Source organism: Bacillus alkalicellulosilyticus (assembly GCF_002019795.1).
Classification (GTDB): domain Bacteria; phylum Bacillota; class Bacilli; order Bacillales; family Bacillaceae_F; genus Bacillus_AO; species Bacillus_AO alkalicellulosilyticum.
In genome coordinates this window covers 2,874,860-2,889,255 of sequence record NZ_KV917381.1, presented here as the reverse complement: position 1 = coordinate 2,889,255, position 14,396 = coordinate 2,874,860, and the positions used below count along the sequence as shown (strand labels likewise).

Below are 14,396 nucleotides of genomic sequence, written 5' to 3'. Positions count from 1 at the left end.
CATGAGAAGAGGGAATATAAAATGACTCAAATACAGTTTAACCTAGATATTGATGTTTTAAAAGAATCTGTGATGAATTCGAATATTGATGCAGTTGTAAAATCTTCAATTGTATTAGTTCTTAATGAGTTTATGGAGAAAGAACGGGATGAGCATTTACAAGCATCTGCCTATGAGCGTTCTCCAGAACGCCGGGATTACCGTAATGGATATTATGAGCGTGAGCTACTGATTAGTATTGGAAAAATTAAATTACGTGTACCTCGTACAAGAGAAGGAGACTTTTCAACTTCTATATTTGAACGGTTTTCTCGCGTAGACCAAGCACTAACTCTTTCTATGTTAGAAATGGTGGTAAATGGGGTGTCAACACGAAAAGTAAAAAACATTGTAGAACAACTTTGCGGAGAAAGTGTATCCAAATCATTTGTTTCGTCCCTAACGGAGAAGCTTGATCCTGTTGTGAATAAATGGGCTAATCGACCACTTAATGTCCAGTATTTTCCTTACCTCTATGCAGATGCCATGTATATTAAGGTGCGTGAACATAATAAAGTTGTACCCAAAGCAGTCTATCTTATGACGGCAATGGATGAGGAAAAAAAGAGGCAAGTTATTGGATTAAAAATAGACCACGCTGAGAGTTTCGAGGCGTGGCAAGGGTTCTTCAGTGATTTAAAAGCGCGAGGACTCCAATCTCCTAAACTTATTGTCTCTGATGCCCATGCTGGATTAAAAAAGGCTATAGACCGAGAATTTATCGGAACTTCATGGCAAAGGTGTTCCGTTCACTTTAAACGAAACATTATTAATAAACTTCCCAAAAAAGGGTCTAGCCAGGTCATAGCAGATTTGAGAAGAATATACCAAACAATCTCTTGTGAAGAAGCAAGGAAATTTAAAGATGACCTTCTCATGAATCACCAAGATAATCCCAAGTTGAAGAAGGCAATTGAAATCCTTGAAGACGGATTTGAAGAATCCATTCAATATTTAAATGAACCAAAAATGTATCAACGACACCTATCAAGTACCAACTCGTTAGAGCGTCTAAATCAGGAAATAAGAAGACGAGAAAGAGTCATTCGTATTTTTCCAAATACACAATCAGCTTTTCGATTAATTGGGGCGCTATTAATGGAGAATGAAAACCTTCAGTTAAATAGGAGATATACTCTAAAGCCCTAAACCAGCGAGCCGCGCGAAGCGAGATTTTGGTTACTTGGAAGGGGGGACCCCCTTCCAAGTAACCAAAATCAAAAACTAACTATATACCATTATAGGTTGTAACATTGTAGCTAAGTAATTTACACATTATTCTGGACTTGACTGTCGCGCTCTGAAAAACGGTAAGGAAAAAGAAGATACCCGCCCGATTTGGGAGCAAGGGTTGAAAAACGGGAAGGAAAAAGAAGATACCTGCCCGATTTGGGAGCGAGGGTTGAAAAACGGGAAGGAAAAAGAAGATACCTGCCCGATTTGGGAGCGAGGGCTGAAAAACGGGAAGGAAAACGAAGATACCCGCCCGATTTGGGAGCGAGGGTTGAAAAACGGGAAGGGAAAAGAAGATACCTGCCCGATTTGGGAGCGAGTGCTGAAAAACGGGAAGGTAAAAAAAGATAGCCGCCCGATTTGTGGCCCAGAACCAAAAATCGGTCAGATAAAACTAAGAGAAGGGTTGATGAAATGTTATCATCAACCCTTCTTGCGATATCCTATTTTACGTATATCGGCTTTTCTTGTTTGGTTGTGACTTCACCAATGATGGTAGTTCTCGTAAATCCTGCTTCGTGCAGATCGGCAATGTACTGACTGGCTTCTTCACTCGAAAGACTAATGAGCAAGCCTCCAGATGTAATCGCATCACATAAAATACTTCGGTCTACAGCAGTTATCTCTTCACTATAGGAAACAACTTCTTCAAGCCAACGTTCATTAGCTTTTGAACCACCTGGGACAATGCCCTTTTCAGCTAATTCAATCGTTCCGGGAAGTAATGGGACTGAATCTTTACGAATTATAAAGCTTACTTCGCTGCCTTTTGCCATTTCATAGGAATGACCGAGAAGGCCGAAACCAGTAACATCAGTAACCGCGTTTGGATGATAGGAGGCTAATTTTTCAGCAGCAACTTTATTCAATGTCGCCATCGTTACGGTAACCTCTTGTTCTTGCTCAGGTGTGACTGCATCGCGTTTGATGCCTGTTGTTAAAATACCTACGCCTATTGGTTTGGTTAGAACTAACACATCACCAGGCTGTGCCCCGACATTTTTATAAATTTTATCAGGATGAGCAATTCCCGTACAAGCGAGACCGAATTTAGGCTCTTGGTCATCAATCGAATGTCCGCCTACGATAACAGCGCCAGCTTCTTTTACTTTATCAGCCGCTCCGCAAAGAATATCAGCAAGTACCTTTTGTGGCAGTTTTTTAATTGGAAATCCAACAATATTCATAACCGTTTTAGGAACAGCTCCCATAGCATATACGTCGCTTAAAGCATTGGCCGCAGCAATTTGACCAAACATATATGGATCATCAACAACCGGTGTAAAGTAGTCAACCGTTTGAACAAGAGCAATTTCATCCGTTAATTTATAAGCACCTGCATCATCAGATGTATCAAGGCCTACTAATACATTTGCATCATAATCTTGCTTCGGTAAATGGCACAAAACTTGCGCCAGGTCTTCAGGACCAATTTTGCAGCCTCAACCAGCTTTTGTGGACATTGCCGTTAAACGAATTTCTTCCCTTTTGTCCAAAGCAAACACCTCCCATAAATAAAAACACATCCTAAGTATAACTTGTCTTGCTAAAAATAATCATATCAGAAACCGAAAATAGATACATGCGAAATGCCTGAAGAGTTCACATGATTTGCAAACTAAGGAAATCCTATTTAAAATAAAAGTGTAACTAAAAAATAAGGAGTGTTTTCTATGTACAAAGTATCTGTTGAATTTTGTATGCAGTGAAACTACGCACCAAAAGCCGCAAGTTTTGCGGAACAACTATTTACACATTTCCGGGGCAATATCACGCAACTTGACTTAATTCCAGCATCTGGCGGAGTGTTTGAAGTCACCGTTAATGGTGAGAAACTGTATTCGAAAAAAGAAACAGGCGTTTTCCCTAATTCCGATGAAATGATAGCTAAAATTGAACAACTTCAAGTATAGCCAAAAGCACCTATGATGGGTGCTTTTTTTTTATGGCCTTTGTTGAAAACGATACATTCCTCGATTATAGTAAGATTACTAATAAATAGAGGTGACGAGAATGAAAACGGCTCTTCGTTTTATACCACCGATTCATGAAATACAGCGACATCCCACTTTTCAAAAGATAGGCAATGAAACGGGAACTAGTGAGGATAAGCTAACAGACTGGGCAAAAGAAAAGATTGGAAGTATTCGGACAGACATTCTAGAAGGCAGACGACTAGACGAAACTATTGATGTGTCAACTTTGGTAGCAGAGGTCTTTGCATACTTGCAACGTAAATCAGAGCAACAAAAAAAATATACGTTACGTCCAGTCATCAATGGGACAGGAACGATTTTACATACGAATCTTGGGCGTGCAAAACTGAGTGAGGATGCGTTACAACAAGTGCAATTAGCAGCAAAACACTATTCCAATCTTGAATATAACCTTGAAAGTGGAAAAAGAGGTTCAAGACACGATATCATCGAGGAAGTGATTAAAGAAATTACCGGAGCGGAAGCGGCAATGGTTGTCAATAACAATGCGGCTGCTGTTTATTTTATCTTGAAAACCTTCGCTAAAAATAAAGAGGTCATCGTGTCTCGCGGTCAACTAGTGGAAATTGGTGGGTCGTTTCGAGTGTCTTCAATTATGGAAGAAAGCGGTGCGGTGCTCAAAGAAGTGGGCACAACAAATAAAACCCATTTACGTGATTATCACCAAGCGATAACTTCTGAAACAGCCATGTTTTTAAAAGTTCACACGAGCAATTTCAAGACGATCGGGTTTACGAAATCGGTTGAAATAGAAGAATTGGTGCAACTAAAAGAAGAACATGAAGACATCATTTTATATGAAGACTTGGGCAGTGGAGCAATTTATGATTTTCGAAATCATCTTATAGGTGAAGAGCCAACGGTCAAAGAAACGTTGGACAAGGGTGTTGATATCGTATCATTTAGTGGGGACAAGCTTTTAGGTGGTCCGCAAGCAGGAATTATAGCGGGAAAAAAAGTGCTTATTGATAAATTGAAAAAACATCAATTGGCCAGAGTGCTTCGCGTCGATAAAATGACATTAGCCGCACTTGAAGCAACACTAAAAACCTATGCATTCGGAGAAGAACAAATCAAATCCATTCCAACAGTAAAAGCGATCCTTGAGCCTATTGTAGAAGTTGAGAATAAGGCTAGGGTCTTTTCAAATTCACTTGAAGACAGCTCATTCCTTTTTAGCTTTGAGGAGGGAACTTCGCAAATCGGTGGAGGTACGATGCCAGGTGTAGAAATTCCAACGATGTTACTCGCAGTCTCCCATCCAAAAATGACTGCACAACAACTGTTTGATACATTGAGACAACAAGAAATACCTGTAATCTGTAGAATTAAAGGAGAAAAATTACTCATTGATTTTAGGACGATTGAACAAGAGGAAATTGAGATCGTTAGTAAGCAGTTTTGGAATATTGAAGAAACAAGAGGACACTGAAAAAATGATTTTTTCAGTGTCCTTCGTTATTAACCTTCTCCGTTTGTTTGGCTCACTTGGTTGCGTTTTTTTACTTTTTTAGAACCACTTAATGGTTCAGGTTGGCCTGAAGTATGTTGCCCTTTTGGTGAGTTTCTACGTTGGTCTTTTGATGTATTTTTTTCAGCCATTTGAAAGCCCCCTATATCATTTTTGGTTTCAACTTAGTATTTGATTGATTTTTTTGATTTATTCGGTATAAAGCTAGGGTCCATTATGAAAAATAAGGTGAGTCTATTTAGGAGGGAAAATGAATGACATATCAAATGGATAAACAACTTGCATTCCAAACCGCGCAACAAGCGGTAGTTCAAGCGCAAGATGCTGTGGCTGAAATTACACCATCTGCACCGGATGCGGGTCATGATACAAAAATAGCGATGCAAGAAATCGAAGAAGCTGAGGTACAAATCCAAAAGGCACTTACAGTTTGTACCGAACATCAGAAAGTACAGCTTGGCCAATTTCAAGACCAGTTGGACCAGTTGAAATCACAAATTCATTAGAAAAATGAGAAGGACGACTCATGACTAATGAGGCGTCCTTCCTTTTTATTATTGTCTTTTTTTCGTCTTTTTGTTGAATTGACGTTGTTTTTCAGTCAATGGTTCATTAGCCATCTCCGTTCCAAACTTTGAATTATAGCCTACGCCTGGTCCTTGAGATTTTGCAGCATTGGCTCCTGGAATAATGTGGTTAGCTGGTTTTTTATTCAATATTTTCACCCCCTGTGGCTTTTTCATATCTATTTTTTGTTGTTTCTTTAACTTTTAGTTATAAAAATCATTTATTCTTTCAGAAAGTTTTGCTATTCTATAAAAGGAATGTTTTCGGGTAGGAAATGATGAGTTACCACCGAAGCTCTAATTTTTACAATTTTGTTAAACTATTATATGATTAGGAATGAAGGAGGGAGTACATATGACAAAAGATACGTTTAAATCTCGCTCAACCTTTGATGTGAACGGGAAAACCTATAATTTCTATCGCCTACAAGCGTTAGAAGATGCTGGCGTTGCAAAAGTATCCTCTTTACCTTACTCGGTAAAAGTACTTTTAGAATCAGTTTTACGTCAGGAAGATGGATTTGTCATTAAACAAGAACATGTAGAAAATTTAGCCAAGTGGGGGACTGCGGAGCAAAAAGATATAGATGTTCCATTTAAGCCTTCACGTGTTATCTTGCAAGACTTTACAGGGGTACCAGCTGTCGTTGACTTAGCGTCTTTGCGTAAAGCAATGGCTGACTTTGGTGGAGACCCACAAAAAATCAACCCTGAGATTCCAGTAGACCTTGTTATCGACCACTCAGTTCAGGTAGATAAAGCAGGAACTTCGGATTCTTTAGACTTTAATATGAATTTAGAATTCCAACGTAACGAAGAGCGTTATCAATTCCTTAGCTGGGCACAAAAAGCATTTGATAATTATCGTGCGGTTCCTCCAGCAACAGGTATCGTTCACCAAGTTAACCTTGAGTACTTAGCGAACGTTGTTCATGCAAATGAAGTAAATGGTGAAAACGTAGCATTCCCAGATACATTAGTTGGTACTGACTCTCATACAACTATGATTAACGGTATCGGTGTACTTGGATGGGGTGTAGGTGGTATTGAAGCGGAAGCAGGAATGCTTGGACAACCATCATATTTCCCAGTTCCTGAAGTAATTGGTGTAAAATTCACTGGAACTCTTCCAAGTGGAACGACAGCTACTGATGTTGCGTTAAAAGTAACACAAGTATTACGTGAGAAAAAAGTAGTTGGTAAATTCGTTGAGTTCTTCGGTCCTGGTTTAGCTGTAATGCCATTAGCTGACCGTGCAACGATTTCAAATATGGCTCCTGAATATGGTGCTACATGTGGATTCTTCCCAGTTGATGAAGAAGCTCTTAACTACCTTAGACTAACTGGTCGTTCAGAAGAGCAAATCAATCTGGTTGAAGCTTATTCTAAAGCAAATGATTTATTCTACGTGCCTGGGGAAACTCCAGACCCTACGTATACAAACATTGTTGAAATTGACCTTTCTGAAATTGAAGCTAACCTTTCAGGACCAAAACGTCCTCAAGATTTAGTTCCACTTTCACAAATGAAAGAGCAATTCCATAAAACAGTATCAGCTCCAGCTGGAACTCAAGGATTCGGTTTATCTGAAGATGAGTTCAATAAAGAAGTTACAGTTAAGCTTGCGGATGGTAAAGAAACGACAATGAAAACAGGAGCAATTGCAATTGCTTCAATTACGAGCTGTACAAACACTTCTAATCCGTATGTTCTTATTGGAGCAGGGTTAGTTGCGAAAAAAGCTGTAGAAAAAGGCTTGCAAGTACCTGAGTATGTGAAAACTTCATTAGCTCCTGGTTCAAAAGTAGTTACAGGATACCTTGAGGATTCTAAATTACTTCCTTACTTAGAGCAACTTGGATTTAACATCGTTGGTTACGGTTGTACAACATGTATCGGAAACTCTGGCCCATTAGCTGATGAAATCGAAGCTGCAATTGCAGAAAACGATTTAATGGCTACGTCAGTTTTATCTGGTAACCGTAACTTCGAAGGGCGTATTCATCCATTAGTGAAAGCAAACTATCTTGCTTCACCTCCACTAGTTGTTGCCTATGCATTAGCTGGTACGGTTGATATCGATTTAGGTAACGATGTTATCGGTGTGGATAAAGACGGAAATGATGTATTCTTTAACGATATCTGGCCAACAGCTGATGAAATCGCTGCTGTTGTAAAAGAAACAGTTACGCCTGAGCTATTCAAAAGAGAGTACGAAAACGTATTCCAAAGCAATCCACGTTGGAACGAAATTGAAACAACAGATGATGCATTATATAAATGGGATGATGAGTCTACGTACATTGCCAACCCACCATTCTTTGAGAACCTGTCGGCTGACCCTCAAGACATTGAGGCGTTATCTGGTCTTAAAGTTATCGGTAAGTTTGGTGATACAGTAACAACTGACCATATTTCTCCAGCTGGTGCATTTGGTAAAGATACACCTGCAGGTAAATATTTAATCTCTAAAGGTGTGGAGCAACGTGACTTCAACTCTTACGGTTCTCGTCGTGGTAACCATGAAGTAATGATGCGTGGAACGTTTGCAAACATCCGTATCAAAAACCAAGTAGCTCCTGGCACTGAAGGTGGATATACAACGTACTGGCCAACAGGCGAAGTAATGTCTATTTATGATGCAGCTATGAAATATAAAGAAGAAGGAACAGGCCTTGCTATCCTAGCTGGTAAAGATTACGGTATGGGAAGTTCTCGTGACTGGGCAGCAAAAGGAACAAACCTTCTTGGAATTAAAACAGTTATTGCTGAAAGCTATGAGCGTATTCACCGTTCTAACCTTGTACTTATGGGTGTTCTTCCACTTCAGTTTAAAGAAGGCGATTCAGCTGAATCTCTTGGATTAACTGGAAAAGAATCATTCGATGTACAAATCACAAACGATGTGAAACCACGCGACATGGTTAAAGTGGTAGCAACTACTGAAGAAGGCAAGCAAGTAGAATTCGACGTACTTGTCCGCTTCGACAGTGAAGTTGAAATTGAATACTACCGTCACGGTGGTATTCTACAAATGGTTCTTCGCGGTAAGTTTGAAGAAGCAAAAGCTTAATAAATGACGAATGACGACCAGATCGCTTATGAGCGGTTTGGTCGTTTTTTTGCATTCTGGAGAAATACGCGATGGCAACATGGTTGGTTTAGGCTAATACTATTGGCTTTCAGGGCGAGTGTAGTTGCAGCTGGGGGCGTGGCCCAAGGCCAAAGAGGAGGGCGGGCAGAAGGAAGAGTCCGAGGAGAGCGAGTTCAAGGCCAAGAGAGGAAGTTGACCAGGTAAAAAAGTCGTTCATAAAGGAATGAACGCCCAACCCAAGTGCCAGTAGTAAGAAAAAGTCGTTCATAAAGGAATGAACGTCCAACCCAAGTGCCAGAAGTAAGAAAAGGTCGTTCATAAAGGGAATGAACGCCCAACCCAAGTGCCAGAAGTAAGAAAAGGTCGTTCATAAAGGAAATGAAAGCCCACCCGAAGCGCCAGTAGTAAGAAAAGGTCGTTCATAAAGGGAATGAACGCCCAACCCAAGTGCCAGTAGTAAGAAAAGGTCGTTCATAAAGGAAATGAAAGCCCACCCGAAGCGCCCCACCCGAAGTGTCAACAGTAAGAAAAGGTCGTTCATAAAGCGAATGAACAACCTACCAAACCACCACCGGGTAAAAGAGTCACTCTTACATTAAATAAGCGATAAAAAACCGCTCAGAAGGAATATACCCAACTTGAGCGGTTCTTCAATTACTTATTTTTAATTACATATGTCGCACGGTCCGTCTTAATCGTTAAAAATTCCTTTGATGCCTCAAATGAAACAAGCTGTTTAATCGGGAGCTCGTAGCTTTGCAGTGGCAGGGGTTGAGTTCCGCCAGTATTTAAAACAGTTCCACGTCCCTTTAATTCAATCGTATAGGGGTCAACGTAATCATCTATATCATTTAATTGTTTTACGATTTCTACATCTTCTAGCTTCATTTGATTGTTATCAATGTCCTTTCTTTCCTGTTTTTGAATGGAAATGTTCGAGCCTTTCCAATCTTCTAACGTGTCAAGAATTGTTTCAATGCCTTCATTCGTTTTTTTGGTCATTGCAAATGCCCCCTCAAATTCTTTTCATAAATATTTTTATCAATATTAGCCAAACTATGACTGTTGTTTAAAAATAAATAAAAATGTTATTAGAGAGGGTGGCTAATAGTGGGAAAAACAAAGAAGGGCAATGCAAATGCTAACCGAAATAACAATGCTAAAAAACAGGGAAAGAAAAATAGCCCTGATACTGACTTTGCTAACTATGCCGAAGTCGAGGCAGAGAAAATGAATTCACACGACTAAAAATAATTAGTTCTAAAAAGTAAAAGCAGCACTATATAACCCAAGCGGTGTCTTGGGTTACTATTTTTTATAGAAGGGAATGTGGACTGTTGTTTGATTTTTGGACAGGTGCAGAAGACTTACCCGTGTATGGCTTTCTCATTCGAGCATTCATAGTATATATTTATATCTTTATTCTAATCAAATTACTAGGGCAACGCTCTATGGTAGCGATTAACCCGATTGATTTTATATTCGGTGTTATTATAGGTGATATTGTAGGGGAACCACTTTCTGGTGGGGACATGCCATTGGGTGGACCATTGGCGGCAGCTACCTTAATAGGTGGGTTGCACTTAGGTCTTTCCTATGTCGCCCTTAAAACCCCAAGGTTCCGTCGCGTCATTGAAGAAGAACCAATCATCATTATTGAAAAAGGTCAAATTCTTACTAAGCAACTTAGAAAAGCTATGATTACCGTAGAGTCTTTATTAATGGATCTTCGATTAAAGGATGCAGGAGATTTAACCGAAGTCGATTATGCGATTTTAGAACCCAATGGGCAAATTAGCGTAATTAAAAAGAGTAAATATGACCCGCTAACTCCTGATGATATGATGAAAGATCCACCTTCGAAAGGGTACCCATCTGTTCTTATTTTAGATGGACGAATTATACGAGCAAATGTAGAAAGGTTTGGAACGCTTCAATGGTTAGATGAGCAAATCCGTGAAAAGGGATTTCGGAATTACACTGATGTATTTTTATTAACGTGTGATGAGAATGGACAAATATACGCAAGTGGAAAAGAAGCTTGATATAAGATCTCACAAAATAGGTATATTTTCACTCCTAAGATGTTAGAATAGGTAAAAAATCTAGGAGTGGATTTACGTGAGAAAAATCAGAAAATTAACATTTGAGGAACTAATCGAACAAAATAAACAGCAGTTACTCAATGATAAAGATGCCCTTGATAAAATTGAACAACGGTGGGAAGAAAAAATCACTGAAAAATCAAGCTAATAACAATTTGTACCTCGAATGAATCCTCTTCCATGGGTTATTCTAATACTATGGAAGGGGGGAATACCAATGAAGAAGACAAATCAGAATCACGCAAGATTTCGTCCAGATCATTTAGGTACGCAGCCTCGTAAATCAAATTCAAACAATGGAAAGAAAATGAATACAAAAGGAAACGAGCATCCGGATTATGTACCTCCAAAGGGCTAAGAACAATATGTTCTTAGTTTTTTTCTTTGATAAAACTTGTATGATGGAGATACAAGAAGCATGGGGGGAGCATCTATGGACGAATTCCATTGTTGTGCTACATGTAAGCACTATTTAGTTACTAAAGAGCACGGGAAGATAAATACACTCTGTAAGAGATTAGGATATAACACAAAAGCGAAGCATCAATTCAACTGTTGGGACCCGAAGGAGAATGTGTTGAAATTGATGGAAAAACGTAAGAATTCCTCTAAAATTCAGGAAAAAAAACACTTGTCTAAATAGACGTTAGCCTTAATAATGGTAACTACATACGATTTTTATCACAAGGGCGTGTTTTCAATTAAATCAAACGTAAATGATCTTAAATTAAAAAGATTCGCAACTGTTATCTTCATTATTTATATATTATCTGTTTTATATGTAACCTTATTGGCTTGGAATTACGGGGCATCACTAGGTGCTGCTGGACCAGGCGGACGTAATTATAATCTTATTCCATTTCGAAGCATTTATAGAATTTCTGTGTTTAGTAAAGATATTATGGACCCGATTCGGATATTGATAGGAAACATTGTATTGTTTGTTCCATTTGGTTTACTTTTACCATTAGCCAGTAAAAAATTGAGTCAGTCCATAGTTAAAGTTTCATTATTAGCCATGGTCTTTTCAATAACTATAGAAGCTAGTCAGTTTTTATTTACATACCGAGTGTCTAATATTGATGATGTGATTTTGAATACGGTGGGTGCATGGATTGGGGCATTCTTTCTTGTGAAAGTCATGAAAAAACGCGTTTCTGTATCAATAAAATAAGAGGATAAAGGGCCTGATTTTAGGGAGGCCACTGAAAAAGTACAAACCAACTTTTTTTATGCCTTTGATTACGGTTGCAATGGCTCCACTCGTTGCCCACCTGCTACTAGAAACCCACTCGTAGCAGGCTTATAAAAAAAGCAACGGTTACGCACATTGCATCGAGGGCACTGTAAAAGTTAAAACCGAACTTTTTCAGTACCCTCGTTTTTATGGCCCTTCTCTAAATTTCATTTTATGCTTTTTCTTCAATTTGCTTTTTCCAAAGGTGGTACCCCAAAAGGACTACAAGTAAGAATATTAGATAGAAAAGCCCGAAGTATAGGATGTCTTGCCTATTGGTGACAAACGAATTTCCAACGACAGCAAAAAGGATCATAGCGGGTACCTTTCCTAAAGAGGAGGCAATTGCATAACTTACAAATGAAACTCGACTTAAGGCAGAATAGATGTTTACGATGATTGATGGAATGACAGGAATCAGTCTTGCAAAGAAAATGGTGATAAATGCATTTCTCTCAAACAAGGTAGTGATTTTGTCAATCGCCTCATATCTTTTAATGATTTTATTTCCCCAATCCTGGTACCCATAGCGAACAACAATAAACATGACAATCGAAGCAGCTGATGACCCAATCCATGTTAATAAAGCGCCGAGAACAGGACCAAAGGTTGCTCCAAGAATGCCGCCAATGAGCGGATATGGAATAATCGGAAATAGCGCAAATAAAGTAGCGATAATTGCCGTTAAGACAATATATTGGCTCGCATACAGCTGCATCCACAAGAGCAGTTGCTCTCCATACATATATATCGCTGCTATGATTAGAGCGGTTATCACTGGAATATAAATCTTTCTTTTCATGACACTTTCCTCCTATGCACATGTTTATTATACTCGTCCGCTCTTTTATATTAAAGCTATTTAATTTTTGTAATTTTCCGATAATACTTTGCCTCCTAGAGGTCTTTCTTGTTATCATTGCTAATATGGTTAAAAGAATACGATTATGGAGGTTTTCTATGTGAAAAAGAGTTGTTTTTTTGTGTTGCTGTTGCTGTTCCTGGTTCCTCAACAAGCATTTGGTCATTCCTACGTCGATTCATCCATTCCTGGAGACGGGGATGTGGTAGATGGTGGTGTCGGAGAAATTGAGTTGTTTTTTACCGGAGGGATTGAAGAACATACAACCATCGAAGTTAAGAGTGAGGATGGAGAGGTCATTGAATTGGACTCCGAAGAAGTAGATTCCCCACAATATATAGCTTCCTTCCTTGAACCATTAGGTAATGGGGAGTATGTGGTAACTTGGAAAGCGGTGGCCGTAGATGGGCATGTTACAGAAGGTGAATTTTCATTTGAAGTGACAGGGGTGGAGCCTCCACCAGAACCGGAAGAAGAACCTAGCGAAGAAGTAATGGTAGACGTCGATGAAACCGAAGAGGCTGCAGAAGAGATTGAAGTGACAGAAGAAATTGAAGAACAAACAGATGACCAAGAACAAAGTGAAGTTGTTGAAGAAGAAGAGGCTTCTACAAGCAGTTCTTTTATGCCGATCTTCTTTATGATAATAGTTGTCGTACTCATCGTCTTTTTGATTGTTCAATTTCAAAGGAGGAAAAAATGATTATAGTCAGTAATCTTATCCTTTTTCCGCTCGCTACCTTTGTACTCGGGTATTATATCGTAGAAACGGTCATGAAAAGAGAAGAACCGATTCATTCCATAAAAGCATCCTGGATTCGATGGGCGATTTTAACGATTATCGTTGTTACCTTTATTCCAGTACTGACTCACACTTTTTATATTGTAAATGATTTTAATGCTCCTTTTTGGAGTACGTATCAAACCGTTTTATTATCGTATCGGGTCGGCAACGTATGGTTAGCGGTTATTGCTCTTGGAGCGTTGTTAATCATTGCGAGCATTCGGAAAGTTCACCCTGGATTTTCATTGGCTCTCATGGTCGTGTTGTTTTTTGTAATTGGGCTAACGAGTCATAGTGCCGCTTTATCTCCTGTTGCAGGATATATGGCGAATATGCTTCATTTGTTGGCCATTGCATTTTGGATTGGTACATTGTTTGTAACGGTATTTGCGACGAAGCATTTTCCTTGGTCGTGGTTTATCTCGTGGTTTTCCCCATTAGCTATTATTTCAGTGGCTGTTCTAGTTGGCTCAGGTTTATTCATGATGAGGACTGTGACACCTGAATATGTCAATTCGTGGGTTTTGCCTTATGGTCAACTGTTACTATTAAAGCATTTAGTCTTTATTCCTCTATTGATGTTTGGTGTTGTTCATGGGTTCTTCTTAAAAAAGAGAGTTGAGCAGGGCAAATCACCTAAGAGGTCGTTTGCGATTGAGAGTGGGATTGCGCTAGTTATTTTGTTTATCACCTCAATTATGATTGAGCAAGTGCCACCCCATGTTGTGGAACATACGATAGAATCAAACGACCCGTCCTCTCTTTTCTTGCTAATAAAAGGAGTAGTGTCACTCCCATTAACATTGGCTTTTCAGCCTATAGGTCTTTTGTTTGGTAGTCTTGCGGTTACTACACTCGCGTATTTATTTGTTGTTATTCGTCTACAAAAAGGCTATTGGTTGTCGGTTTTCCTTACGTTATGTTTTGTCCTGTTTGGTTATATCGCCTTAATGGGGAGTGTAAATTGAGAGTTTTAAATACAAGAACTTTCGTGAAAAATGGTAAAAT

Annotated in this window: 17 protein-coding genes and 1 pseudogene; 13 read left to right on the top strand and 5 right to left on the bottom strand. The window is 39.1% G+C overall.

Features of this window, described 5'->3' with window-relative positions; genetic code table 11:
• The first annotated feature begins 21 nt into the window (after positions 1-21).
• Entirely contained in the window at positions 22-1,188 is a 1,167-nt protein-coding gene (locus tag BK585_RS14375) for an IS256 family transposase (RefSeq protein ID WP_078551372.1), read from the top strand.
• Between the two features lie 202 nt (positions 1,189-1,390).
• Positions 1,391-1,753, top strand: coding sequence for a hypothetical protein (locus tag BK585_RS14370; protein WP_078554243.1), 363 nt, complete (start codon positions 1,391-1,393; stop codon positions 1,751-1,753).
• Here BK585_RS14370 and selD read toward each other — a convergent pair.
• Positions 1,716-2,798 (bottom strand): selenide, water dikinase SelD, encoded by a 1,083-nt coding sequence (gene selD, locus BK585_RS14365; protein WP_078554241.1) that lies wholly within the window; start codon positions 2,796-2,798, stop codon positions 1,716-1,718. The two genes, BK585_RS14370 and selD, sit on opposite strands and share 38 nt — an antisense overlap.
• A 195-nt stretch (positions 2,799-2,993) precedes the next feature.
• Here selD and BK585_RS24640 point away from each other — a divergent pair.
• Positions 2,994-3,185 (top strand): annotated as a pseudogene (locus BK585_RS24640) (Rdx family protein); the annotation flags it as partial.
• A 100-nt stretch (positions 3,186-3,285) separates the two neighbouring features.
• Complete coding sequence (gene selA / locus BK585_RS14355; protein WP_078554240.1) at positions 3,286-4,701, top strand: L-seryl-tRNA(Sec) selenium transferase; 1,416 nt, start codon at positions 3,286-3,288, stop codon at positions 4,699-4,701.
• 29 nt (positions 4,702-4,730) lie between these two features.
• On the opposite strand, the gene BK585_RS14350 is transcribed toward selA, so the two are convergent.
• Entirely contained in the window at positions 4,731-4,871 is a 141-nt protein-coding gene (locus tag BK585_RS14350; protein WP_078554236.1) for a small acid-soluble spore protein P, read from the bottom strand.
• Between the two features lie 123 nt (positions 4,872-4,994).
• On the opposite strand from BK585_RS14350, the gene BK585_RS14345 reads away from it, so the two are divergent.
• Positions 4,995-5,246 (top strand): hypothetical protein, encoded by a 252-nt coding sequence (locus BK585_RS14345; protein WP_078554235.1) that lies wholly within the window; start codon positions 4,995-4,997, stop codon positions 5,244-5,246.
• Between the two features lie 48 nt (positions 5,247-5,294).
• Here BK585_RS14345 and sspO read toward each other — a convergent pair whose 3' ends face one another.
• Positions 5,295-5,456 (bottom strand): small acid-soluble spore protein O, encoded by a 162-nt coding sequence (sspO, locus tag BK585_RS14340; RefSeq protein WP_078554230.1) that lies wholly within the window; start codon positions 5,454-5,456, stop codon positions 5,295-5,297.
• 205 nt (positions 5,457-5,661) lie between these two features.
• On the opposite strand from sspO, the gene acnA reads away from it, so the two are divergent.
• Positions 5,662-8,379 carry an aconitate hydratase AcnA gene (gene acnA / locus BK585_RS14335; RefSeq protein WP_078554227.1) on the top strand — a complete coding sequence of 906 codons (2,718 nt, stop codon included), beginning with the start codon at positions 5,662-5,664 and terminating at the stop codon, positions 8,377-8,379.
• Positions 8,380-9,054: 675 nt separating this feature from the next.
• On the opposite strand, the gene BK585_RS14325 is transcribed toward acnA, so the two are convergent.
• Complete coding sequence (locus tag BK585_RS14325; protein WP_078554224.1) at positions 9,055-9,402, bottom strand: protein YmzB; 348 nt, start codon at positions 9,400-9,402, stop codon at positions 9,055-9,057.
• Between the two features lie 108 nt (positions 9,403-9,510).
• Between BK585_RS14325 and BK585_RS24080 the strand changes: the two genes are divergently transcribed.
• From BK585_RS24080 to BK585_RS14300, 5 genes are all read left to right on the top strand, one after another.
• Complete coding sequence (locus BK585_RS24080) at positions 9,511-9,648, top strand: hypothetical protein (protein ID WP_170885598.1); 138 nt, start codon at positions 9,511-9,513, stop codon at positions 9,646-9,648.
• An 89-nt stretch (positions 9,649-9,737) separates the two neighbouring features.
• A complete protein-coding gene (locus tag BK585_RS14320) occupies positions 9,738-10,445 on the top strand; it encodes a DUF421 domain-containing protein (RefSeq protein ID WP_078554219.1) in 708 nt (235 codons plus the stop codon).
• 76 nt (positions 10,446-10,521) lie between these two features.
• Positions 10,522-10,653: an FbpB family small basic protein gene (locus BK585_RS14315; RefSeq protein WP_078554217.1), complete on the top strand. Its 132-nt coding sequence runs from the start codon at positions 10,522-10,524 to the stop codon at positions 10,651-10,653.
• A 69-nt stretch (positions 10,654-10,722) separates the two neighbouring features.
• Complete coding sequence (locus tag BK585_RS14310) at positions 10,723-10,863, top strand: acid-soluble spore protein N (protein ID WP_078554215.1); 141 nt, start codon at positions 10,723-10,725, stop codon at positions 10,861-10,863.
• Positions 10,864-11,163: 300 nt separating this feature from the next.
• Positions 11,164-11,679 (top strand): VanZ family protein, encoded by a 516-nt coding sequence (locus BK585_RS14300; RefSeq protein ID WP_078554211.1) that lies wholly within the window; start codon positions 11,164-11,166, stop codon positions 11,677-11,679.
• Positions 11,680-11,914: 235 nt separating this feature from the next.
• Here the strand turns inward: BK585_RS14300 and BK585_RS14295 are convergent, their stop codons facing one another.
• Positions 11,915-12,544 carry a TVP38/TMEM64 family protein gene (locus BK585_RS14295; RefSeq protein WP_078554209.1) on the bottom strand — a complete coding sequence of 210 codons (630 nt, stop codon included), beginning with the start codon at positions 12,542-12,544 and terminating at the stop codon, positions 11,915-11,917.
• A 160-nt stretch (positions 12,545-12,704) separates the two neighbouring features.
• On the opposite strand from BK585_RS14295, the gene BK585_RS14290 reads away from it, so the two are divergent.
• Together BK585_RS14290 and BK585_RS14285 are read left to right on the top strand one after the other, a co-directional pair.
• On the top strand, positions 12,705-13,307 hold the full coding sequence (locus BK585_RS14290; RefSeq protein WP_170885597.1) for a copper resistance CopC family protein: 603 nt from the start codon (positions 12,705-12,707) through the stop codon (positions 13,305-13,307).
• Positions 13,304-14,356 carry a copper resistance D family protein gene (locus tag BK585_RS14285; RefSeq protein WP_078554205.1) on the top strand — a complete coding sequence of 351 codons (1,053 nt, stop codon included), beginning with the start codon at positions 13,304-13,306 and terminating at the stop codon, positions 14,354-14,356. The genes BK585_RS14290 and BK585_RS14285 overlap by 4 nt, the downstream gene beginning before the upstream one ends.
• Positions 14,357-14,396 lie beyond the last annotated feature (40 nt).